Below are 24,280 nucleotides of genomic sequence, written 5' to 3'. Positions count from 1 at the left end.
CTTTTGAATGAAGATGCACGAGCAGGCCGCAACACAAAAGAAGCGGCCTGCGTTGAACAATAAGGGAAAGCCTTTACTGCTTCGGAACGAAATCGGGAAGGCCCCCTGTTGCGGCATATTGGCCGGCAATATATCCGTGAGAGACACAATCCGCCACGGCATTGGAGCCCAGACGGTTCGTACCGTGGACCCCGCCGACACATTCTCCGGCAGCGTAAAGCCCTGGTATCACGTGTCCCCAAATGTCCTGAACCTCGGTCTTCGGCGAAATCTTCAAACCACCCATGGTGTGGTGAACCGAAGGCCACTGCGGAATTGCATAATAGGGACCATATTCGATCTTCATCATGATACCCTTGTCAATGACCTTGCCGAAATCGGGATCATTGCCGTTCGCAACATAGCCGTTATGCGTCTTGATGGTCTGGACCAGATTCGTCGCCGGCATATTGACGTTTTGGTTCTTATAGGTATGGCCGTTGATGATGGCTGCAAGCTCTTCAAGGCTATCGGCTTTGAAGATTCTTTCGGCCTCAATTCCGCCTTCAAGCTGCGACGCCGATATAAAGCCCCCCTCCTTGGCGATCTTTTCGCCAAAGATACAAAAAGTCGGAAAACTTCCGGTATCCTGGGCCGCCTTTGAACAGACATCGCGCCGTTCTCCTTCATTTACATAGCGTTTACCGTTCGTATCAACATATACGACACCGGCACTGGGGCCGCTGAAGGGGATAACTGCATAACTATCAAGCACCCCGTTGTCAGGATTAGCAAAGGGGTACAGCTGAATATAGCACATATGAAGGATATCCGCACCAACCTCCTGTGCCATTCGGATTCCTTCTCCGGTAGCACCCACATGGTTGGTAGTCGGCAGATCCTCGGTAAGGGTTGGTACATATTCGGAACGCATTGCCACATTTCCCGAAAACCCTCCGGTACAGAGAATTACGCCCTTTTTTGCTTCAACATTCTTGAATCCGTTCTCGGTTTCGACCCGAATGCCCAAAACCCTTCCCTCACCTTTTGTATCACGATAAATCTGGACCATCTTGGTGTTGGTCATGACGGTCGCATCGGTTTTTGCAACGAGTTTCTTCTGTACCTGAACAATATCACTCCCCACACCATGTATGGTCGTATAGGTTCGGTAGCCATAGTGGCCTCCGGGCCTGGTGAGAGATTCACGAACCTTAAGCCCGTTATCAAGAAGCAGATTGAGATAAAAGGGAGATCCGTACACGAGGTTTTTGACAAGAGCGATATCACCCATATAATCTCCACCCTTTATGGTGTCTTCGATATGCTTTTCAGCGGTATCGGGCGGGAGATTCAGCTTCTTCTGAAACTCGGATGCCAATGTACTGGTATAGGCGGCATATACCCCTCCATTAATCTGAGAGTTACCGCCGACAAAGGGCATTTTGTCGATCAGGAGGGTTTTTGCACCACTATCAGCAGCGCTGTGGGTTGCAGCGAGGCCCGCAAAACCACCGCCGACGACAACAATATCATAGCTCATGTCCCAGGTACTTGGAATCGAAGGCGATCCCAACGCCGGTCGTTCCGACTCACCTTGCGCCGCAGCGGCAGCCTGGCGGACATCGAAATCGGCTACATTTCCCCCCGCTTCTTCTATCGCCGCCTTTACGGCATTAAGGATACCATTACTTGTGTAGGAAGCTCCTGATACGGTATCTATCGCAATGCTCTGTTGCTCGACGATGTCTTTGGGCATCTTTTCGAGAGCAACATCGGAGACGCCCGCAGTTTCGGAATGCTTGAGGATTTCAACCTTGTCGATCCTCTTCTCCGAAAGCGTTACCTCCACGACCATCCCGTCGTGTACCCCTTTTACCGTTTCCGTATACACTCCGGGTTTCATCGGACGTATCGTCCGACCTTCCATTGTATCCGACGAAACCGTTTTGGCCTCGTCGGAAGCTTGGCCGCAGGCGATGAGAAAAAGCGCCATGCAGGCAACAAGCAGCAGAGAAAGCATTTTTTGGCCTTTCATCTTAGGCTCCTTTCATATTGGCTACGTCAAAGCACGAAAATATGCAATTGACTAGTCTTTGTCTGGAAAAATAATGGATCACGCAATAGATTTTGTCAATATTTATTTATCGATAAATTTTATGATGATTTTAGTCGTGAACTGCTCTTAGTGTCCGGAATCCTGGTGATCCTCATGCCATGAAGATGGAACATTCCTTTGGTTTTCGCTGTCGTTCGACTTTTTTTATGCTTCAGCTTGTAAATAAAAGTGAGGAAAAGAGTTGTAAGCTCTCTACCACCAATATTCCGAACACTAGTAACGACTCACTCCGAATGGGAGTACCCAAGACCCGCCAGATACTCCGACAGCGAATGCCGGGTATTGCCGCCCCGGCCCGTGACCGTTTCGGAGGCAATCATGGAATTGAGGACCGCCTCCTCGATCGCTTCTACAGCGGCAAGGAATGGGGTGTCCAGATAGTCGTCATGCAGGAAACGACAATCGATGTAAGCGCTTTCCGGAATATGAGGAATGGTATAGGCGGTGGAAAAGGCAACGACAATCTCCCCACTTCCCCCGGCGATAAAGGAACCGCAGCGGGCCAGGCCCGCCTCCCCTCGCCGCGCCAGCCTAAGCAACTGACGACTGTCCAGAGGGGCATCGGTTGCAAGCAGGACAATGACCGAACCCTGTTCCCGCTGCTCCGTGGTCCCTTGCTTGTCGGAAAGCAAGGCAGCCAGCCGCTTGCCGACAGGATCTCCGCCAATCCGCAAATCAGGCAGGCGCCCATAGTTGGTCAGGACAAGGGCTCCAAGATTGATGGTCCTGCCATCGATGGTAAAGGTTCTGGAGGCGGAGCCGATCCCCCCTTTTAGCTCGTAACAACTCATCCCCCGACCGGCACCGACAGCCCCTTCCGCACATGTGCCACCCGCAGCGGCGGCTTCAACGGCTCGAAAAATATCCGCCTTCTGCAAAACGGGACGGCGAATGTCGTTGAGAAAACCATCGTTGCATTCGAGGACCAGGGGATTGACGGTGCCGGTACTCCTGCCGATTTCGGGGTTTTCCCGAAGGGCATGTTCCACCAATCCCTGAAAAGCGGTCCCGACATTCAGCGTACTGGTAAGGATGATCGGGGTCTCGATACTGCCGAGCTCGGTAAGCTGGATAAGCCCCGCACTTTTCCCGAAACCGTTTATGACATGGCAAGCGGCGGGAACCTTCTGGCGGAAGATATTCCCGCGATAGGGAAGAAGTGCCGTAACCCCCGTCTGAATATCCCCTTTGCAGTAGGTAACGTGTCCGATCCCGATCCCGCCGACATCAGCAATCGAGTTCAACGGCCCGGGCTGTAACCTACCGGGACATATTCCCCAGCCTCTGGCAAGCATACTCACCTCTTGTCCTCCTCGCAAAGCAAAGCAGCAGTTCCATAGTACGAAGAGGAGGATTATGATACAAGCATTACAGGCAATCCGATGTTATGATTTCTCTGCTATCATGTCGTCAAGTCGCTTCAGACTCTCCAGAAGGTATGAAACAAGCCCTTCTCGGTCGATGTCCAGAAGAACCCGCGCATTCGGAGGCAGGGATGGAACCCTCCTGCGATCGGCAAGGCTCATGCCGCGGGTAAGCTCTCCTCTTGTTTCTATGGCAACGTGGTAGTATGCGGATTCAAACAAATCGGGCTTCAGGATCCAGAGGGCGGCGCAAAGGTCGTGTAGGGCACTACCCTCGAAGCCGAATTTTCTGGAAGCGATGTTGTAAAAATCAAGCAGCTGTGCAAAAAACCGGGAAGCAGCTCCCCCGTGGTGAAGCGCTTCCCACTGTCGGGGATAGATCATCGCCTTTTCGGTCACATCGAGACCGCTCATGGTAATGGGAACCCCCGATGCAAAGACAAGGGCCGCCGCTTCGGGATCGACATAGAAGTTGAATTCGGCCGCAGGGGTGATATTCCCGTTGGAAAGCCCCCCCCCCATCATGGATATCTCTTCGATCCGTTCGCCAAGCTCTGGGTAGCGGGTAAGAAGTCCGGCAATATTGGTCAGGGGCCCCAGGGCAACGATGGAAACCTTTTCGAAAGAAGAAATAATGGTCTCACGCAGGAAAGAAAGGTAATCCACCTTAAGAGGCAAGCGGGCTGGAGAAGGCAGATCGTGGCCATCCATTCCCGAACTGCCGTGGGCGTGCTCGCCCGTCTCAAGCTCCCGTTCCAGGGGTTTTGAGGCGCCCATGACGACCGGCACCCGGCTCTTCGTCAGTTCGGCAATCATGAGCATGTTTTTCGTGACCCGTTCCAGGCTCTGATTCCCGGCAACGGTGGTGAACCCAAGGATCTTTACCAGTTCAGGGTGGGCCATCAAGGTCATGATGGCAATCGCATCGTCATGGCCGGGATCGGTATCGATGATAATAGGACGTATCTTATCCCTCGTCATGACCGCCCCTTCTTTTGCTCTCTTCTGCTTCGCCTCACCGCATAGAGGGCAAGTCCGATGATGGTGCCGAGATACGGGATGGTTTTTACCAATTCAGAGGGCAGATTGATGGTCTGCAGGGTGTTTGCAAGGGCATCGGCAAGGCCGAAGAAAGCGGCCGTTATGGTAGTGCGTACCACCAAACCGCCCCCCATTGCTTCGGCGGCCAGGGCGATCCACCCCCGTCCGGCCGACATGTCACGAGAAAACCAGGAGACATAGCCCATGGAGAGGAAGGCCCCGCCGAGAGCGGCAAAGAGCCCGCTCATCAAAAGGGCCGCAAAGCGGATCCTGAAAATATCGATACCGACGGATTCTGCCGCATGGTGGTTTTCCCCTACGGCCCTGATCCAGTAGCCCAGAGGGGTGTGGTTCATAAGGTACCAGAGCCCCACAACAGAAAGTATGCAAACGTAGGTCAACAGGTTATGCCCCGAAAGAATATCTCCGAGAACGGGGATGCGAGCGATGAGAGGCAATGTTATATCCGGCAGCACCTTGCTCGGTAGGGAAGAGGAGGTGCCTTTTTCTCCAGTCAGGATGGAAAGGAAAAAGATGGTCCCTCCCGAGGCAAAGAGATTCAGGGCGATACCGCCGAGAATGACATCTGTTTTCATTTTGAGGGTAAACCAGGCAAGAATTGCCGAAAACAGCAGCCCGGAGAGAACGGCAAAAAAAAGGCCGAGGGCGGCACTCCCGGTATAGGCGCTTCCGATAACGCCGCCGAGGGCGGCGGTAAGCATAATACCCTCCAGTCCGATATTGACGATTCCCGCACGATCCGAGATCAGTGCACCGAGAGCGGCAAAGACGATCGGTGTGCTTACCCGCAGGACCGAAAAGAGAAAGCTTGATGAGAAAATGAGCTGCCAAAACATACTATGCCAACGCCTTTTTCAGAATTCGACGCTCTTCGAGACCATGAAGGAATCGATCCGCCGAAATCAGAAGAATGATTACCGCCTGTACGATGGAAACCATTTCCGCAGGAACATCCGCCTGCCGGGCCATGATATCGGCACCGGTCCGGATATAGGCAAGAAAGAGAGCGGAGCCAAGCACCGGAAGGGGTTTGTTACGGGCCAGCATCGCCACCAGCGCCCCGTCGAAGCCGAGCCCCGGCAGGGATGCCCAGCGAAATCGGTCGTACATGCCGAGGACCTCCACGCTTCCTCCCACCCCGGCAATGAAACCGGCAAGAAGATGAGCTATGATGATCATGCTGAAACTGGAAACGCCGGAATACTCCACGAAGCGGTGGTTGAAGCCGAACATCCTGAGGAGGTAGCCGATACGATGGCGCCGGGAAAAAAGATAGACACCGACGACAAAACAGAGGCAGATCACCAGGCCGAGGTGAATCCTGGTCCTCGGAATAATACGCGGAAGCAGTGCGGAGGGAGCCAGCTTTAGCGAGGCTATTTCCGTCAGATCCTTGTCACGTATAAAGTTGTTAAGAAGATAAAGGCCGACTCCCGCAAGAATGCTGTTCATCATAAGCGAGGATACCAGCTCGCTGGCGTTCCATTTTGCCCTGAGATAACCGGGAACAAGGGCAACGATCATTCCCATCACTGCCCCTGCAGCAATGGCAGCGCTTACATGCAGAAAGGGATTGGCAATGGGAACCAGTATGGCCACAAAGGCGGCGGTCAAACCTGAGAAATAGAAGATCCCCTCGGCTCCCAGGTTGAAAAGATTGGCCTGAAACAGAATGGCCGTCGAAAGTCCGGCAAAGATCAGGGGAATGGTGAGTTCTATGACATTTCCGAGATAGCGGACATTTTTCAGGGGACCGAAAAGAAAAAGGCCCATGGTGCGCAGCGGGCTCTTGCTTACCAGTGAAATAATGATGAAGGCAAGCAGGAGCGATACGAGAATGGCTACCGCTGTGCGAACCCTTTTAAAGAATCCCTCGTTCATGACACTCCTCCCTGCCGCTTTATCCCAAGCATATAAAAACCAAGCTCCTTTTCATCCAGATCGGAAATATCTTCGAAGCGTGCGGTAATCTCTCCGTTAAAAAGGACAATCAAGCTTGTACAGAGATCAAGGAGTTCTCCCAGGTCGGCGGAAACCAGGAGCACCGCGGTCCGGTTTCGGCTCATCTCAATGATTTTCCGGTGGATTTGTTCGGCTGAATTGATATCCACTCCCCGGGTCGGCTGATCGGCCACCAGGATGGAAGGATCGGAAGCACATTCCCGTGCGACAACCACCTTTTGGATATTCCCCCCCGAAAGCTGCCCCACATTGTCGGAGATTGAGGAACAGCGAATATCGTATTCTCCGACCAGTCTTCTGCTGTCGTTTTCGATCTCCCGTTTGCGCAACCATGATCGGCGGGAAAAGCGTTTGTCTGAAAGACGATTGGTTATGAGATTTTCCCATATGGTGCCGCCGGTGGCACATCCGTTTCTCATACGATCCTCGGGAATATAGGCAAGGCCGAGGGAGCGAACCTGGCCGATACTCCGGGGACGTAGCTCTTTTTCCCCATAGGAAAGAGAACCTTCCTGGAGTCTGCGCTGGCCGGTAATAAGCTCGATAAGCTCACGCTGACCATTGCCTTCAACACCCGCCACGCCAAGAATTTCCCCCTCACGTAACGAAAAGGAGAGGTTTCGAAGCACCGGCCGGCCGTTCTCATCCAGAAGGGTCAGCGAATCCGCACGCAAAGCCTGCCGACCAGGATGAACGTGCTCCCGATGTGCACCGCCGCCCATAAGCTTTCCGATCATCGCTTCGGAGATTTCCCGCTCATCGACCTGCGAGGTCAGAAACCTTCCGGCGACCTCTCCCTTTCTGATCACGGTGATCCGGTCGCTGATCTGTTTCACTTCCTTCAGCTTGTGCGAGATAAAAACGATGGTATGGCCCCGTTTTTTCAGCAAAAGCAGCTGTTCAAAGAGTTCATCCGTCTCTTGGGGGGTAAGGACCGCGGTAGGTTCATCCAGGATCAGGATGCGGGCACCGCGGTAAAGGGCCTTGAGGATTTCAAGTTTCTGCATCATGCCCACACCGATATCCTCGACCCGGGCTTCCGGAGTAACCTTTAGTTCAAACTGTTCGGCGACCTTCCTGGTCGCCTCGATGGCTTTACTTTTATCGAGCTTGGTATACCGGGACGGTTCCATACCCAGCACCAAATTCTCCGCAACGGTAAAGGATGGAACCAGCATGAAATGTTGATGCACCATTCCTATGCCAAGGTCGATGGCATCCTGGGGGGAACGAATGTGCACTTCCTCCCCTTTCAGGAAGATCCTGCCCTCCGAAGGCTGCTCCATGCCGAAGATAATCTTCATGAGGGTGGACTTTCCTGCACCATTTTCTCCGCAGATCGCATGGATCTCACCCTCGTTAAGAGAAAACGAGATGTTACGGTTGGCCACAACCCCTGGATAAACCTTGGTGATTCCCTCTAAAACAAGTGCCGGTTCCATCGTTCGCTGCCCGCTATCTCCGTGAAACACGCTCCCTGAGGGCGTTGATCTGTTCTGATTCCATGCCGAAGGCGGAAGAAACTACAATCTCCCCCTCGATCAGCTCCTGGGTAACCGCTTCGACCCTGGCCTTCAGCTCATCGCTCATTACAGCATCGTAAAACTCATTCTTTGCAAGACCGACGCCCCCCTCTTTGACACCGAGAACCTCATGGGTACCGAATGGGAGCTCCCCGGACTGGGCAAGAGAGACGGCCCGAAGTACGGACTGATCGATTCGCTTGATCGTCGAGGTAACAATGTGGGACGCCTTTTCGGGATCGCTCTCCCTGAACAGCATGGCCTGATCGGAGTCGACGCCGATCGCATAGCCGTTTGCCGTCTTTGCTGCATCCATCAAGCCCAGGCCTGTACCGCCTGCGACATTGTAGATAACATCGGCTCCGGCATTGTACTGAACAAGTGAGAGTTCCTTTCCCTTTGCAGGATCGTTAAAGTCACCTGCATAGGAAATAAGGATCTCGATATCGGGATTGATGTTTAAAGCACCTTCGATATAGCCGACCAGGAAATCGTTGATTCCCGGAATATCCATTCCCCCCAGAAAACCAATCGTCGCCTCGTCTTTGGAAAGGGGCAGATCGGCAGTGCTGATCAGAGCCGCCACCGTTCCGGCAAGAAAGCCGATGTCGTTAGTGGCATAGAACATCGAATAGACATTATCCGGAGTTTCGACAATCGATGTATCGAAGTTGATGAACTTTTGGTCGGGGTACTGGGGCGCCACCTGATTGAGAAGCTCGGTCATCGAACTTCCGGTGATAATAATGTCCCAATCTCCGTCGATGGCGTCATACAAGGCCGGCTCCCATTTGGTGGAATCCACCCCGGCCTCAATGACCTTGGTTTCGGCGCCGAATTCCTCGGCAACCAAGTCCAATCCCCTGTTCGCAGAATCAAAGAACGACTTATCCCCCAGGTTACCTGGAATGATAAGAATAACCCGAAGGGTATCAGTATCGACAGGGCCCTCGTTTTGTCCTCCAGCCCATCCGAAACACGCAACCATTACCGTAAGGATGAGCATGCTGAGACATCGCTTTTTCATGTGGTACCTCCAAGATGCCTTCAGATTAAGGCTAATTTAATCATATGTCAATTATTTTTTAAGCAGAATAACTTAAAAGTTTAAGTTGTCTTGCAGAGACAAATCGATATATAATGAGCACCATGGCAGCAACATTAGACGACATTGCACGACAAGCCGGAGTTTCCATAGCCACCGTTTCTATGGCGCTCAACAAAAAAAAGGGAGTCAGCAAAAGCAAAGCCGAAGAAATCCGGCGCATTGCTCAGGAGTTGGGTTATCAAAAGCAACAGGAACCCGACCTCGACGGCAGAACGCTCCGATTTGTGCAGATCTTAAAGTCCTCTGACTCCTGGGACGATACCTACCGCATCTTTATCGCCGAATACCTTGAAGGCATTACAACTGTGGCCGCGGCGCACGGAATGACCGTGGACATTCAGACCTTTATGCTGGAGAACATCAAGGCCATCGGCCGTCGCGAAACCGAAAAAAACGGTGTGGGAACGATTTTTCTCGGTGCAGGGCTTTACCGGGAAGATGTTCGCCTTCTTCACGAAATCGATCCGCACGGGATCTTTATTGATGTGTGCTACTATGGAATCAATGCGACCTTTGTCGATATCGACAATGCCGAAAGTATCTATCAAATTGTATCCCACCTTGTGGATAAGGGGCATAGCCGAATCGGCTTTATCCAGGCCGATAGGCTGAGTCCCAATTTCCAGGCAAGGGAAGATGCATACAGAGCGGCCCTCCGCCTCTTCGGGCTTGCATACAGCGACGATATGGTTGTACGAATCGCTACCAATAGAGAAACAGGAAAACAGGCCCTCACCGATTATTTCAAAAAACACCGCGGGCATGCGAGCGCCTTTTTGTGCGCCAATGATATCCTTGCCTACAACTGCATGAATGCCTGCCGGGACATTGGGTTGACAATTCCCGATGATATTGCCCTCGTAGGCTTCGACGACCTTCCGGCAAGTAAAGAGCTCTCTCCATCCCTGACAACGGTACGCGTTTCACGTAAAAGCATTGCGGAACGGGCATTCCATCACCTTATCGACTACCAAAGGGGATTGGTACCACCCCCCCCCGAAAAAATCCTCATCGCAGGACGACTAATGATACGGGAAAGCTCATAAAAAGCACAAGGGATCAAACGTTTCGGAAAATGTCAATGCCATTCCATTGCCATCAAAGAAAACTGCAGTTTGGTAAGCTCCGGGAGAGAAAATTTTTCGATCTCCAAAAGCTCCTTAATAACGTCTATCCTGTACTTCATGGCGTTGTAGTGGATGCCGAAAGAAGTTTCAAAGGTTATTGGCCGAACCGTACAAATCAGGAAGCTTTTTTTCGTTGATCATTGCACCTAACTAACAAGAAAGGAACAAAGCCATGACGGAAGGCAAACATGGGTATGTGGAAATAGCTTGAACGTTATCAGCGTTCCATACGAATGAAACGGAGGAAACCATGAAAAGAGTTCTGTCCCTGTTCGCCCTTGCCGTCCTATCCGTCGGTATGGTATGTGCCGGAGGCAACCAGGAAACATCGCAAACAGAAAAACCGGTCAAAGAGATCTATTTTTGGCATGCATTCGGAGATGCGGCAAGATCCCAGTGGATAGAGGATCGTGCCGATGAGTTCAACGCCGGCCATCCAGGCTACAAGGTGGTGGTTGAGGCAAAGGGAAGCTATCGGGATACCCTGCAGGCAGCCATTCTTGCCGATAAGCAGGGATCAGCCCCCCATCTGGTGCAGGTCTTCGAGGTAGGAAGCCAGCTTGCCTACGATTCCGGTATCTTTATGCCCGTCGGAGAGATCGGCTCCTTTGATACCTCCGACTATATCAAACCGGTGCTTAACTATTACACCATCAATGATACGGTCAATTCGATTCCCTTTAACAGCTCGTCTCCCGTCCTCTATATTAATAAAGATAAGATTGTGGAAGCAGGCTACCCTGCCGACTATGTTCCCGCAACCTTCAGCGACGTGATCAAACTTCTTGAAACGGCAAAGGCAAAAGGCGTCGAGGGGGCGAAGTTCTCCATGTGTCTCCACGGCTGGTACTTCGAACAGTGGATGTCGGAACAGAATGCGATGCTGGTGAATAACGGCAACGGCAGGGACGCACGAGCGACCGAGACAAACCTCAACAGCCCCGCAGGTATGAAAATCGGCAATTTCATGGCGGAACTTGCAAAAAATGATCTCTACACCTATTCAGGAAAGTTTGAAGACTGGAACGGAAGCGACGCCATCTTCGAGGAAGGAAAAGCGATGATTCACATCACCTCCACCGCCGACCTCGGAAATATCTCAAAGGCGGTCGAAGGGAAATTCAAGCTCGGCGTCGGTTTTATCCCCATACCAGACGGTGCAACGAGAAACGGCACCGTCATCGGGGGGGCCAGTGTCTGGGTCACCAAGAACCATCCGGAGGACGAGTTGACCGCTGCACGGGATTTCGTACTTTTCATGACCAACACCGAGAATATGGTCAGCTGGCACAAGCTTACCGGTTACTATCCTGTACGCAACTCTTCTGTGGAAGCACTCAAACAGGAGGGGTGGTTCGACAGCGATGCAAATCAGATCGTGGCCTTCAATCAGCTTTTGCAGACGAAAAGCAACAAGGCAAGCGCCGGTGCTCTTGCAGGGACGTTAACCGATAACCGAACAATCATCGAAACGTCTCTCCAGAAGATCCTCCAGGGAGCCGACGTAAAGAGTGCTCTCGATGAAGCGAAAATTCTTTCCGATACCAAGCTAAAGGAATATAACGCAAACTTTTAGTAACACGCTTTCTTTAGCTTTTCATATAAGGCTGATAGAAGCAGTCGTACGGCCGGCTTCTGTCGGCCTGTTTTTGTACCAAGGAGCCTTTGATGAATATCTTTGATCAAGGGGAAAATGCCGTCTTCAAGGGGACATGGAAGGCGGCCCTTTTCCTCCTGCCCACCATTTTGATCCTCACTGTTTTTCTCTACTTTCCAGCGTGGCATTCGCTGGTTATGAGTTTTTTCCGCAATAACCTTTTCCTTGGGACCCATACATTCATCGGCCTGGAAAATTACCGAAATCTCTTTACCGGCCCCCTGGCACCGGCCTTTCTCCAAAGCCTGATCCAAACCTTGCTGATCAGCCTCCTCATTGTCTTCATAGGGATTTCCGCTTCCATTTTCCTAGCCATCCAGGCAAACAAAAAGATAAAGGGCGGGACCGTGTACAGAATGCTGCTCATCTGGCCCTTCGCGCTCTCTCCAGCCGTTGCAGGGACCATCTTCCTCTTCATTTTCAATCCTGAGGTCGGTATCATGAACACCCTGCTCGATTTCCTCTTTTCGGTAAAACCTCGCTGGCTCGACTCCCCGCTGCTTGCGCTCACGCTCGTAGTCTTTGCCGCTGTCTGGAAGTATCTTGGGTATAACATCGTTTTCTACCTGGCCGCTCTGCAGAACATCCCCACAGAACCCCTGGAAGCGGCCGATATCGACGGTGCCGGAGCCTGGAGAAAATTCTTCAATGTGCTGTATCCCCTCTTGAGTCCCACCACCTTTTTTCTGGTCTTCACCAATATCAGCTACGCCTTTTTTGAGACCTTCGGGCTTATCGACATCCTCACAAGCGGAGGCCCTGTCGGCCCTCCGAACGTACTGGACAAAACGGGGATCACCACAACCCTCATGTACAAGGTGTTTCAGGATGGCTTTGGAGGAAGCAGCAATATGGGCTTTGCGGCAGCGGAAAGCGTCATCCTGACCATCATGGTGGGGATCGTCGCCTATTTTCAGTTCTCATCCATGGGCAAAGGCATCCACTATCAGGGGTAAGGATATGAACAAAAGAAAAAAAGATCCCGTATGGGTTCACCTCGTTCTCATTGCAGCGGTTATTCTCGTCTGCTTTCCCATCGTATTCGCGCTCATAAAATCGACTCAAAATACCGAGCAGGTTCTCTCTCCCTCGATGGGGATAGGGACAAGCTTTCTTCACAATTTCAAGCGGGCCTTTCTCGATTACAAGCTCTGGATCTACATGAAAAACTCCCTGGTAATCTCCTTTTATGTTACGATAGGAAAGATCATTCTTTCCTTTCTTGCTGCCTTTTCCCTGGTCTATTTCAAATTCAGAGGCAAGAAAATCATCTTTATTTTTATTATCGTAACGCTCATGATGCCAACCGAGGTGCTGATCCTCGGGCTGTTCAACCTGATCGCAAACCAGCCGGCCGCCAGCTTCCTCCAATGGGCTTCCTGGTTTTTCAACCCCGTCAAACTGCTGTTTCATCCCATTGCATACGGTTTCGGCTGGTCCAACACAAACCTTGCCATCATCGTTCCCTTTCTCGCCTCTGCAACAGGTGTCTTTCTTTTCATCCAGCACTTCAACTCCGTTCCCCGTTCCCTGGTTGATTCTTCCAGAATAGACGGAACCGGCCCAATAGGCTTTATCTTCCACATCCTGATTCCCATGAGCTGGAACACCATCGGAGCCCTGGCGTTGATTCAGTTTGTCTATGTCTGGAACCAATATCTCTGGCCAAGGGTGATTGTCCGGTACGACGCCAATCAGGTGGTTCAGGTGGGGATGAATAAAATCATCTCAATCGGCGATTCAGTGGCCTGGGGAGAGGTTATGGCCGGAGCCATCATCGCTATGATACCGCCCTTGATTATCTTCTCCCTGCTGTATCATGCTTTTATGAAGGGGTATGCGCTGAGTTCCAACAAGTAACGGTTACGTAGTGTTCGGAATCCTGGTGGTACATGAAGGCATGTTTCGTTTTCTGGCAAATAGATACACGAAACTAATTACTTTCCACTCGTGGCGGTATTTTGATAATTCGGTCTTTCAACGAGCAATAGGTCACATGTCCGACGCGATGGCTGATCGTTACTCCCACACACCTTAGATCGTCGCCGCGGACGTCTTGAGTGACGTCGACGGCGACAACAGGCAAAACGAAATCAGGTAAAGTCTTTCAAGTACTCTTTGTTGGCTTCAATGAGCTCTGCAACCATGTCGTTGATCTGGCCCAATGTGCACATAGCGGCTGTTAGCGGATCCATCTTCACAGCATCGTATATCATGGATAGCTTTTTTTCGTTCCCTGCCATGGCCATGAGTTTGTGCATGTTGATGTTGGTTATATTCAATGCCGCAAGCTGTTGAGGTATTTCACCCACGTAACAGGGATGGATCCCCTCGCTGTCGGTGTAACAGGCAACTTCGACAACCGAATCGGCCGGCAGGTTCGGAATCAGGCCGGTGTTCTTCACGTTGAGATTTGCCCTGAAGGGTTTGCCCGTCACATAGGCATGAATGATCTCCGGCGCATATTCAAAGGTCTTCGCAACCTCGATGTCTTCGCCCGATTCCAGCATCCCGACAAGTTTGTGGTAGTAGACATCGGTGTATTTTTCATGCCTCAGCCACCATCTGTCATCCACCTGATATTCCTTGATCATGTCCGGATTCTTGCGGAAATAGGGACAATATTCCCCCATATGAAAAGGTGATTCTGAAACATACTTCCCGAAGTTGTCCATGACCTCGAACCTGATGAGGTCGACAAGCCTGACATGGGGGTCAAGTTCATACTTGCTGTAATCCGGTTCTACTTGCCAGAGCTTCTTCACCTTCTCCTTGTCCTTGGAGATTTCCTTGAGTTGGGGATATGCATCCTTGCCGTCCACCTTCAGTTGCAGAAACCAGTCCATATGATTTATACCGGCCGCCCAGTAGGAGACCCGACTTCGGTCAACACCCATATAGGCTGAGAGCTGCAAGGCGGTACTCTGGACGTTGTGGCAGAAGCCGAAAACCTTGATGGAAGTTGCATGGTTCAGAGCAAGACACAGAGGTGCCATTGGGTTTGTGTAGTTGAAGAAATATGCATCGGGACAAAGCCTTTCCATATCCTTACAGATATCGAGAAGTACGGGGTAGGCCCTTAGAAACCTGAACATTCCCCCGGGACCAATGATGTCCCCCACGCACTGGTGCAGTCCGTATTTGTCGGGGATTTCAAGATCCTTCTCGTACATCTCAACACCACCGACGCCAACTGTACTGGTTACAAATGTTGCATCTTTTAGAACTTTGCATCGATCGGTACTAGATTCAACAACAGTTTTTCTGCCGAACTGTTTCACGATCTTTTTCGTTACCTTTTCCATGACAGCCAGTTTCTCCGCATCGATATCGACCAGAGAAATGTTGTCGATCTCCATATCGTCGTAGTACAAGAGATCTCCAACCAGGTTCTTCGTAAACATTGCACTGCCAGCACCGATAATCACTACCTTTGTCATGTTAATACCTCTTAAAATTATTTTACGACAATAGCAACATTCCTATCGGTTGTTGCTACCACAATAGCCAAAAATAAGACGCCCCGTATCAGCTGCTGTATATTGGGATCAATCTGCAACAGGGCCAGACCGTTATTTAAGACGGCGAACAATAGTACGCCTACGACCACACTGCTGAATCTATTCTTAGAACCTCCCGTTACCGGCATGCCTCCTAGAACAAGTGAAATCATAATATTCGTCTCCAACAATGTACCTGAAGTAGCTGTTATGGAGCCGACGCGGATGGTGTTGATCGTCGCAGCAAACCCGGCGAGGGCACCGGCCAGCGTATAGACAAAGATTTTTGTACTCGCGACTCTTATTCCAGAAAACTTAGCCGCCGTCTCTCCAGCCCCAATTGCCTTTACCTTTCTTCCAAAAGAGGTCCCGCTAAACAAAAACCAGCCTAGCCCGAGTATGACGGCAACCACCGGCACGAAAATGTACAATTGATCAAGTGAGTACATATACATGGGGGCAGACATCGGCTTTTCCGTCGTGAGAAACGCACATACGCCGCGGAAGATAAACATTGTACAGATCGTGACGATAAACGAACTGACCTTGAACTTCACAAATAGAAATCCGTTTATGAAGCCGATAGCCGCGCCTATCACTATTCCGACAATGACAGCCAAGGCAAGATTACATTGCGCCAAGAAGGCAATAGCAATGGAAGCGACACCAATGATGGAGCCCTGGGAAAAATCGAGGCTTCCCATTGTCATAATAAAAAAGACGCCGATGGAACAGATGATCAGGACATAAGACTGTTGAACAATCAACCGCAGGTTTCTCAGAGAAACAGAGGTGAAATTCGTCATTACACCGAAGATCAGTACCAGTAGGAAAAGGCCGATATAGGGCAACAGTGCCTGGAAAAGGTTCCCCCCGATACATGTTTGCTTTTTTGCTGCTCTTAATGTTTTCTTCATCATATACCCTTACTACAGCATTTGGTGAATCAAGTCGTGTTCGGTCAATTCTTTGCTCCTGAAAAACTCTCCGTTAATTCTTCCGTTCTTCAGAACAAGAATGCGATCACACATCCCGATAAGCTCCATGAGCTCTTCCGAAATCATGACAATGGCTCTTCCCTCTTTTCTCAGGTTATCCATGAGGGAATAAATATCTGCTTTAACCTTGATATCGATTCCACGCGTCGGACTATCCAGAATCAGAATTTGAGGCTCTGTACCCAACCAACGGGCAAGAACTACTTTCTGCTTATTTCCGCCGGACAGCCCCGCAACGAATTGTTCGAGTCCCTGCATCTTGACACTCATCTGGTCTGCGAGCCTCTGGGCGAATTGGTTTTCCTTTGTCCGAGAAATGACAGGTCCTTTCCTAACCTTTGCCAACGCCAGAAGGGTGATGTTATCTCTGATACTGGCATTCAGAACAACCGATTCATTGTCTCTGTCTTTCGCCGTATAGGCTATGCCATTTTTGATGGCATCCGGTATCGAATTGATCTTAACGCCCGTGGCAGTCGTGATCTCTCCGCTACGATTGTACGCCGCCCCAAAAAATGCCTTGGCCAAATCGTGCATCCCGCAATCGCTTAAACCGCCGATACCGAGTATCTCGCCTTTATGAACGTCGAGGTCTATGTCAAAGATCTTGTCTTTAACGTTAATGTTCCTCGCCCGCAACACCACTTCTTCGCTTATTGTCCCACCGTAATCGGTCCGGTAGTACTTCCTGTCGATTTCCCTGCCAACCATGAGGATCTTTAGCTGATCCGTACTGCTCTCCGACGATACAACCGTGTCGACGTAGCTGCCATCCCGCAGGACCGATACCCTGTCGGTCAATTGCAATACTTCATCAAGATCGTGGGAAATGAACAGTACGGTGTTTCCGCTATCGCTAATCTTCTTTATTTGGTCATAGAGGATGTCCCGCCCATCCTGGGACAATGCGGTGCTTGTTTCATCGACAACAACGATCTTCGGTCCGAAATGGGTAGCTTTGACTATTTCAACCAGCTTGCGTACTTCGTAGTCGTAACTGTCTATCATGTCGCCAGCGTTGATATAGTCGAAGCCGTACCGTTTCAGTATTTCATTGACGGTTCTGTTCAACTTATGTGGTCGAAAGATACCGAAACGCGTAAACCTGTCTTCCTTTCCCAGGAAAATATTCTGGGCGACTGTCAATCCATTTAAGGTTCCGACCTCCTGCACGATAATTGCCACCCCCTTCTCATTGGCTTCAACCTGGGTGTGGGCGCTATACTCTTCTCCGTCCAGATAGAACGTTCCACCGTCCGGCGCGTATACACCACACAGCATCGACGCGAAAGTTGACTTACCCGAGCCATTCTCACCGATAAGCCCGTGGACCTCCCCTCGTGCAAGGGAGAGGCTGACGTTATTACACGCCTGGGTATTACCGAATGATTTGGAGATATTCTCCGCCCTGAGGATCTCTACCGACTTATTCATGCAGACTCCGTACTTTTCATCACTTGACCACCGCGCCCTTGGGCACCCGCGTCGTAAGGACGACAATGCCGATCAAGGTGCAGCCTGTGATCACATTCTGTATTGTCGTCGGAGCACCCAACGAAATCAGCCCATTCAAAATCATCGTAATGATAAACTCACCCACCAGCATTGCAATAACGGGATTGACGCTCTTCTTGAAGGCAAGTCCGAAAAAACAACCCATAATGGGGGTAAAGTTCCGCGTCATGCTGGACATATTCGTGCTTGCAGTAATCGCGCTGCCATAACTGATAGTCAATATGCTCATGATGCCGGCAAAGAAACCGCAGAGAACAAAGGCTATAACCTTATATGTATTGATCGCAATTCCCATGTTCTTCGCTACGGTTTCATTGCTTCCAATTGCGTAGGTGTACGTCCCTATTTTTGTGTGCTCCAAGAAAATGAAAGCCAACAAAAACGCGATAACTGCGAGAACGATGTTCCAGGGTGCGTTGCCAAATGCTCTTACATTTTGTCCTAAAGTGAGCACGCTTCCCGATGCTATCAGAGCTCCTATACACTCATACACCATCATCAATCCGACGGTCGCAATAATGGAAGGTATCTTCAACCTTACATATAAAATGCCGTTGATAAAACCGATGAGGGTGCCGACAAGCACTGGGCCCACGATCAATCCGAGATAGCCGAAACTGCGACTCAGCAGCACGCCGACAATTGCAGACAAGACTATATTTGCACCTATACTGAAATCGAAAAGTCCCATAACGATAATGAAATAGAATCCGCAAGCGGCGACCGTCGGAAGCAGTGCCTGCTGAAAATAGGAGGACAGGCTACTGAGATTACCGAAATTGTGAGGGCGCACTATTTTGAAGATCATATAAATGAGCACCGTAACGCCAACAAGGAAGAGCGCGCCGTTGAGTTTACCAGGGGATGATTTCTTGTGAATTAAATCTGTTTTCATTGTCCCTTCTGTAACACTGGCAGTACGGTACGTACCACACCGCCAGTATTGTTCATGTCATGGATATAGTTGCAACCTAATGTCTGGAAACAACGTCCTGGATGCTCAAAGATGCCGCGGCCATCTTCAATTCTTCAAAGCTGGAGTTGGCCATTTTCACGAGTTCTTCCTGATTGTAGGGCAAGGATTGAATAAAATATTTGTCGAATGCTGCGTAGTCTTCCGCCGATGCAACAAACATCATCGGAAAAATGACTTCAAGATACTTATCTGACGTTTTCGTATAGTTGCCCTTGATAGCGTTATAAACCATCATGAAGGAGAACAGGGGATCGGCGTAATGGCCTCCGGACATTGCCGACATTTCACCGTCCGCAAGCTGCTGTTCGAGATTCGTCGTAAAGTCCGTCGAAGCAACGTGGATCTTACCCACAAGTTCTTTTGCCTTGATGGCTGCAAGGGCCCCTTCAAGAGGTTGACCGCCGCCGCCTACGACAATAAGACCGTCCATCGTAGGATTCGCATCGATCATCCCTTCTACTGCCTGCCGGGCCTCCTCGGAGGTGTACTTGTCGTCAACAACGTTCATAAGTACGGCTTTGTCGGAAGGATATGCACTGTTCCAATCCGCGATCGCCTGCTTATATCCGGCTATACGAGCATTAGCAGTTGCATCGCCAACGCGGTAGCTGGTAATTCCGATGTTCCTGCAGCCCTTGTCCTGGACCAGAATTCTTCCCAGTTCATAGCCATTCGCGGTCTCATCTTCATGGGTACATCCAATATAGTATGAACTGTCCAGTGCTATCTTGTTAATTGCGGGGTCACCGATCTTCCTGAAGAATTGGGCAATGTATACCTTGTTTTGTTGCGCGATGGGAACTACACGCGCCATTTCGGCATCGGCGGAGTTGCAGATGATAATACCGTCAACACCGGAGGCACACAGGTTTTCAACGGAGGAAATGACCTGTTCCGACTTGTGAGACTGCTCGATATATACAACCTTTACACCAAGCTCGCTGGCTGCTGCATCGATCATGCGCCTCACCTGGCTTCCTAAAGAATCATTAATTGACCAGGTTGAAACACCGATTGTGATTGGGCCTGTTTTTGCGGTTTTGGAAGCAGCACCTTCCGACTGGCCGTTTGCGAAAACGGCTCCGACTACCACGAGTGAAATTACAAGTGCCAAAAGATTCTTTTTCATTGCATAACCCTCCTTACATGTATTGTGGTCGTTATATGAGAAGGACTGGTTCCCTGTCCTTCTCAGTTCAGTGCTTGCGTACGATTCAGCACATCGAATTTTTTTGTATGATTTCTTGCCTCCTTTTAGCGAAAATGTTTAGAGCATTGTGTACGTTAACGCAGCTGCCATTGCCACATGCTTTTCCTTATAAACAACCACAACTTGTAATATTCTTGTACGTACAAGTTAGTATAAAAAACCTAAAGATTTCTACATGAATCCCGTACGATAAGATCAGGCTTGTAAACATACTGCGGCCTCTTCATACGGCCTTCAATCATATCAATAATGAATCTTGCCCCCTGAACTCCCATATCCCTTTTAGGATGCTTTATTGTAGTGATTCCTATATCCTGAGACAGGACCTCAATCGAATCGTCATAACCGACAACCGAAACATCTTCCGGGAACCTCAAACCACTGTCCTTTATTGCTTGGATAACCATAAGTGCGCTCTGGTCGTTATAACACGTAAAGGCTGTCGGCGGGTTGTCTGAACGAAGCACCGACTGGGCAAACATGTAAGGAAACAGATACATTCCGGCGGTGTCATACTCTCCAATCAGTGAATTATCTATCTCCACACCGTAACTATCCAAAGCCTGCAAATAGCCGCTTTTTCTGTCCACACCTTGCCTATCGTCGGTCTTGTAAACACAGGCTATTCGCCGGTGTCCCCGCTGAAGAAGGTGTTCAACAACGATATAAGCACCCTTTTGATCATCCATAACGATATAGGAACTGTCGAAATCCGGATAATATGCATTGATGAACACAAATTTTATGCCTTTCTTGCTCATTTCATTGAAAATCTGCAAGTTAATATTTCCTTGAGCGCTTTTCGACGGTTCAATGATAACGCCTACAACATTGTGTTCCATGACATTCCTAAGATATTCAGCTTCCTTTTCCTTGCTGTTGTTTGTATTCGCAAGAAGCATCATGTAACCTTTGTCAGATAGAACATCTTCAATACCGGAAACAATTCCCGGAAAAACAAACTCGGAAATATATGTGGTAATAACGGCGATAGCCTGCTTCTGCCTTGCATTCTTTCTATACTTGCTGAAAGTCCCCTTCCCCTGCTGTTTGTAAATAAGCCCCTCGTTGGCAAGATCACTGAAGGCCTGCCGGATTGTCTGACGGCTGACCTGGAATTTCTTCACCAGCTCATTCTCCGAAGGGAGCCGCATTCCAAATCCAATGGTCCCATCAATCAATATCTGCTTGATGTAGTGCCTGACCATCTCCTTTTTCGTTCCGTTAAATATTTTGCTGTCCAATTGTATTAGCCTTTCTTGTACGTACAATTATTATACAAGTCGTTTTTTGCTATTGTCAAGAAAAAGTTTGGTTCTTCTTGGAGAGAGAAGATGTAAAAGCCAACTTACGCCTTTTTCTCCATGGTTTCATCTTTACTTGTCTGTAAGTTAGATTGATATATTTTTTGTGCACGATTTTTGAATGATTCTATATGTTCTTGCATCTTGTTTTTCATACCGTCAAAATCTCTATCAAGTAGCTTTTTGTAAATTTCTTTATGTTGATAGACACTAACGGAAAGACGATTTGTTTGTATATCGGCAACTGCATGAAGGTTTTCGACAATATCAGTAAGCCAGAATTCCGATACAGAATTATAGATTATCTGGTGAAACATCATGTCGATTTTTTTATATTCATTTTGATTGGTATTGACCTTCTCTTCCGCTTCCTGGAAATGATTCTCCAATAGCTTTATAACTTCATCAATTTTATCATCAGATAAATTTCTCATTTTATCAATAGTATATAGTTCAAGGCACTTTCTAATATCAATGGCTTCTTCTATTTCTTTCCATTGAGGACTTCTTACTCTATAACCCTTCCAGTGCTCTTTTTCTACAAGGTGGTTTCTTACCAGGTTGGATAAAGCCTCCCTAACCGAATTCCGGCTCGTTCCAAATTGTCGTGATAATTCTTCGTCATTTAATCGGTCACCAGGTTTCCATGTCCCTGAAATGATTCCTTCATAAAGGATATCGTAAACCATATTTGCCTTGTTCATCTTTTTTAACGGATAAGCATTATTCTCAAATCGATTTTCCATAACGTTATTTAATCTTGATTGATGAAAAAAATCAATAACATCTTGAAATTTCAAATTTGAAATTTGAAATTTGTTGACAACACGACAAAACCGCGTTTAGAATATCTTTACTTAAATTTAGGAGGACTACTTTGGCGAAGGCTTATTTTGATGATGATGCAAATTTGGATGAATTAAAAAACAAAACGGTTGCGGTTATCGGATATGGTAATCAAGGTCGCTCTCAAGCCTTAAATATGCGTGATAGTGGAGTTAACGTGATCGTCGGCAACATTGAGGATGGAGCAAGCTGGACACAGGGGAAAAAAGATGGGTTCGACGTGTATAGTATCTCAGAGGCAAGCAAAAGAGCAGACATTTTGTTTCTTTTGATTCCAGATGAAATTATGCCTTCAGTTTACGAGGAAGACATTGCTCCATATATTGAGGACGGCAATGTAATCAATTTTGCAAGCGGATACAATGTGCACTTTGGCTTTATCGAACTGCCGGAAACTGTAGATATAGTACTCATTGCACCAAGAATGATAGGAAAGGGAGTTCGGGACCGCTTTGTTAGTGGCGAAGGTTTTCCGAGCCTGGTAGCAGTTCATCAGGATTCCACCGGAAAAGCAAAGACGATAATGCTTGCGTTGGCAAAAGCGATAGGCACAACAAAGATCGGAGCATTTGAATCAAGTTTTGAAGAAGAAGCCGTTGTAGACCTTTTTGGCGAACAGGTCATGGGAGGATTCAAACTCTATAATCTGAGAATGGCCTATGAGTTGCTTGTTGAGGAATACGGTTTCAGTCCCGAGGCAGTATTGCTTGAACTGTATCTTTCCGGAGAAGGCATTGAAACCTTACGGAATGCTCAGGAAGTTGGGATTTGGGGACAGCTTCGATACCATTCCACAACAAGTCAGTACGGACACCAGACAAGAGGGAAATACGCTGCCAGTGATGCATCCAGAGCCTTACTCAGAAGTATTGTTGAGAATATAAAATCAGGCGAATTCAGCAAAGAATGGAAAACGGAACAGTTAACAGGATATCCTGTTTTCAATCGATTGTGGAAGGACAATCTAAAGCATCCTTTTATTAAATCCGAGCAGGATTTGTTAAAAATATTAAACGCAAACAAAAGAAAGGGGGATGAGAAATGAAAAAAATTCTACTATTTTCGCTTAGTCTTTTTATCATTGTGGGGCTCAGCAGCACTTTTGCAAATGGGGATCAGGAAAAGCCATTTCCTTCAAAACCCGTTACCATTTTAGTTCCTTTCGCTGCCGGTGGAACCGCCGATACAAATGCCAGAGCACTGTCGGCGGTAGCGGAAAAGTACTTGGGACAGCCGCTCTTAATCGTTAATAAACCGGGTGGAGGAGCATTGGTTGCAGCAAACGAGTTTGCCTACGACACAAAAAACGACGGTTATACATTATGGTATGGAACATGGTCTCCATATATTTTGGCACCGCATTTAGGGCTTGTAGATTATGAATACGATGCATTTCAACAGGTATGCGCCATGACCGACAGCCCTATGGCGCTTACTGTCAGGTCAGATTCTCCATACAACTCACTTGGGGATTTGCTTACGGCAATAAAAAACAATCCGGGAAAGATAAAAGCCGGAACATTGGGTGCAGCAAACTCTCTTTCATTGGTTTTTACAATGATTGGTATGGAAGCTGGTGGTGAAATAGGAAAAGTGCCGTATGACGGTGGAGCAGAAACAGTTCCCGCATTGTTAAAGGGCGATGTGGATGTCATAATTCAAAATCCTGCAGAAACGATGGAATATGTGGAGGCAGGCTCTTTGAAGTATCTGGCAATACCATCATTAAAACGGTCAAGTTATTTTCCGGAAATCCCTACCTTTATCGAAGAAGGGATAGATATAGTAAATTCTGCCTATAAAGGCTTTTATGTTCCCAAAGGTACCCCTCAGGAAAGAATAGATATCCTCGCGGAGGCTTTCAGACAAATGTCTCAGGATGAGAAATTCATTGAAGTTATGGAAAGAACAAAGCAGGAAATTGTTTGGGCTCCAGCTGAAGATCTTAAAAAACTTGATGATCAAATGCGTGATAGTTTTGGTAAGGCTGTACAAGCAGCCGGTTTAGGCAAGTAAACCAAGCTGAGTAC

General features: G+C 48.8%; 20 protein-coding genes. 6 read left to right on the top strand and 14 right to left on the bottom strand.

Annotated features, from left to right (window positions below):
* Positions 1-73 precede the first annotated feature (73 nt).
* The 7 genes from SPIRS_RS04280 to SPIRS_RS04250 all read right to left on the bottom strand — a co-directional run bounded on the left by SPIRS_RS04280 (position 74) and on the right by SPIRS_RS04250 (position 9,036).
* The gene (locus tag SPIRS_RS04280) at positions 74-2,017 is read right to left on the bottom strand and encodes a flavocytochrome c (RefSeq protein ID WP_013253447.1); all 1,944 of its coding nucleotides are present in this window, start codon (positions 2,015-2,017) and stop codon (positions 74-76) included.
* 305 nt (positions 2,018-2,322) lie between these two features.
* Positions 2,323-3,393 (bottom strand): DmpA family aminopeptidase, encoded by a 1,071-nt coding sequence (locus SPIRS_RS04275; RefSeq protein WP_041865979.1) that lies wholly within the window; start codon positions 3,391-3,393, stop codon positions 2,323-2,325.
* 90 nt (positions 3,394-3,483) lie between these two features.
* Complete coding sequence (locus tag SPIRS_RS04270) at positions 3,484-4,443, bottom strand: nucleoside hydrolase (protein ID WP_013253445.1); 960 nt, start codon at positions 4,441-4,443, stop codon at positions 3,484-3,486.
* On the bottom strand, positions 4,440-5,360 hold the full coding sequence (locus SPIRS_RS04265; RefSeq protein WP_013253444.1) for an ABC transporter permease: 921 nt from the start codon (positions 5,358-5,360) through the stop codon (positions 4,440-4,442). Before SPIRS_RS04265 ends, SPIRS_RS04270 begins: the two co-directional genes overlap by 4 nt.
* Before the next feature lies 1 nt (position 5,361).
* A complete protein-coding gene (locus SPIRS_RS04260) occupies positions 5,362-6,405 on the bottom strand; it encodes an ABC transporter permease (RefSeq protein ID WP_013253443.1) in 1,044 nt (347 codons plus the stop codon).
* Complete coding sequence (locus SPIRS_RS04255; RefSeq protein WP_013253442.1) at positions 6,402-7,928, bottom strand: ABC transporter ATP-binding protein; 1,527 nt, start codon at positions 7,926-7,928, stop codon at positions 6,402-6,404. The genes SPIRS_RS04260 and SPIRS_RS04255 overlap by 4 nt, the downstream gene beginning before the upstream one ends.
* Before the next feature lie 13 nt (positions 7,929-7,941).
* Positions 7,942-9,036, bottom strand: a complete 1,095-nt coding sequence (locus SPIRS_RS04250) for a BMP family ABC transporter substrate-binding protein (RefSeq protein ID WP_013253441.1) — start codon at positions 9,034-9,036, stop codon at positions 7,942-7,944.
* 122 nt (positions 9,037-9,158) lie between these two features.
* Between SPIRS_RS04250 and SPIRS_RS04245 the strand changes: the two genes are divergently transcribed.
* From SPIRS_RS04245 to SPIRS_RS04225, 4 genes are all read left to right on the top strand, one after another.
* Positions 9,159-10,163 (top strand): LacI family DNA-binding transcriptional regulator, encoded by a 1,005-nt coding sequence (locus SPIRS_RS04245; RefSeq protein WP_148224032.1) that lies wholly within the window; start codon positions 9,159-9,161, stop codon positions 10,161-10,163.
* Positions 10,164-10,494: 331 nt separating this feature from the next.
* The gene (locus SPIRS_RS04235; protein WP_013253439.1) at positions 10,495-11,820 is read left to right on the top strand and encodes an ABC transporter substrate-binding protein; all 1,326 of its coding nucleotides are present in this window, start codon (positions 10,495-10,497) and stop codon (positions 11,818-11,820) included.
* A 92-nt stretch (positions 11,821-11,912) separates the two neighbouring features.
* Positions 11,913-12,857, top strand: coding sequence for a carbohydrate ABC transporter permease (locus SPIRS_RS04230; RefSeq protein ID WP_013253438.1), 945 nt, complete (start codon positions 11,913-11,915; stop codon positions 12,855-12,857).
* Positions 12,858-12,861: 4 nt separating this feature from the next.
* Positions 12,862-13,761 (top strand): carbohydrate ABC transporter permease, encoded by a 900-nt coding sequence (locus SPIRS_RS04225; RefSeq protein ID WP_013253437.1) that lies wholly within the window; start codon positions 12,862-12,864, stop codon positions 13,759-13,761.
* A gap of 233 nt (positions 13,762-13,994) precedes the next feature.
* On the opposite strand, the gene melA is transcribed toward SPIRS_RS04225, so the two are convergent.
* The 7 genes from melA to SPIRS_RS04190 form a co-directional block, all read right to left on the bottom strand.
* Positions 13,995-15,341 (bottom strand): alpha-galactosidase, encoded by a 1,347-nt coding sequence (gene melA, locus SPIRS_RS04220; protein ID WP_013253436.1) that lies wholly within the window; start codon positions 15,339-15,341, stop codon positions 13,995-13,997.
* A gap of 17 nt (positions 15,342-15,358) precedes the next feature.
* Positions 15,359-16,321 carry an ABC transporter permease gene (locus SPIRS_RS04215; protein ID WP_245537697.1) on the bottom strand — a complete coding sequence of 321 codons (963 nt, stop codon included), beginning with the start codon at positions 16,319-16,321 and terminating at the stop codon, positions 15,359-15,361.
* A 9-nt stretch (positions 16,322-16,330) separates the two neighbouring features.
* Entirely contained in the window at positions 16,331-17,833 is a 1,503-nt protein-coding gene (locus tag SPIRS_RS04210; RefSeq protein ID WP_013253434.1) for a sugar ABC transporter ATP-binding protein, read from the bottom strand.
* Between the two features lie 19 nt (positions 17,834-17,852).
* Positions 17,853-18,809, bottom strand: coding sequence for an ABC transporter permease (locus SPIRS_RS04205; RefSeq protein ID WP_013253433.1), 957 nt, complete (start codon positions 18,807-18,809; stop codon positions 17,853-17,855).
* Between the two features lie 76 nt (positions 18,810-18,885).
* Positions 18,886-20,019 carry a sugar ABC transporter substrate-binding protein gene (locus SPIRS_RS04200; protein ID WP_013253432.1) on the bottom strand — a complete coding sequence of 378 codons (1,134 nt, stop codon included), beginning with the start codon at positions 20,017-20,019 and terminating at the stop codon, positions 18,886-18,888.
* A 242-nt stretch (positions 20,020-20,261) separates the two neighbouring features.
* On the bottom strand, positions 20,262-21,344 hold the full coding sequence (locus SPIRS_RS04195; RefSeq protein WP_013253431.1) for a GntR family transcriptional regulator: 1,083 nt from the start codon (positions 21,342-21,344) through the stop codon (positions 20,262-20,264).
* 104 nt (positions 21,345-21,448) lie between these two features.
* Complete coding sequence (locus tag SPIRS_RS04190) at positions 21,449-22,150, bottom strand: GntR family transcriptional regulator (protein ID WP_013253430.1); 702 nt, start codon at positions 22,148-22,150, stop codon at positions 21,449-21,451.
* A 131-nt stretch (positions 22,151-22,281) separates the two neighbouring features.
* Here SPIRS_RS04190 and ilvC point away from each other — a divergent pair, with 131 nt between their 5' ends.
* Both ilvC and SPIRS_RS04180 read left to right on the top strand, forming a co-directional pair.
* Entirely contained in the window at positions 22,282-23,295 is a 1,014-nt protein-coding gene (gene ilvC, locus SPIRS_RS04185; RefSeq protein ID WP_013253429.1) for a ketol-acid reductoisomerase, read from the top strand.
* Complete coding sequence (locus SPIRS_RS04180) at positions 23,292-24,266, top strand: tripartite tricarboxylate transporter substrate binding protein (protein ID WP_013253428.1); 975 nt, start codon at positions 23,292-23,294, stop codon at positions 24,264-24,266. Before ilvC ends, SPIRS_RS04180 begins: the two co-directional genes overlap by 4 nt.
* The last annotated feature ends 14 nt before the right edge of the window (positions 24,267-24,280 follow it).

Origin of the sequence: Sediminispirochaeta smaragdinae DSM 11293 (genome assembly GCF_000143985.1) — a bacterium.
Lineage (GTDB): Bacteria > Spirochaetota > Spirochaetia > DSM-16054 > Sediminispirochaetaceae > Sediminispirochaeta > Sediminispirochaeta smaragdinae.
Note: the sequence above shows the minus strand (reverse complement) of the source record. Positions and strands in the feature narration are given on the sequence as shown.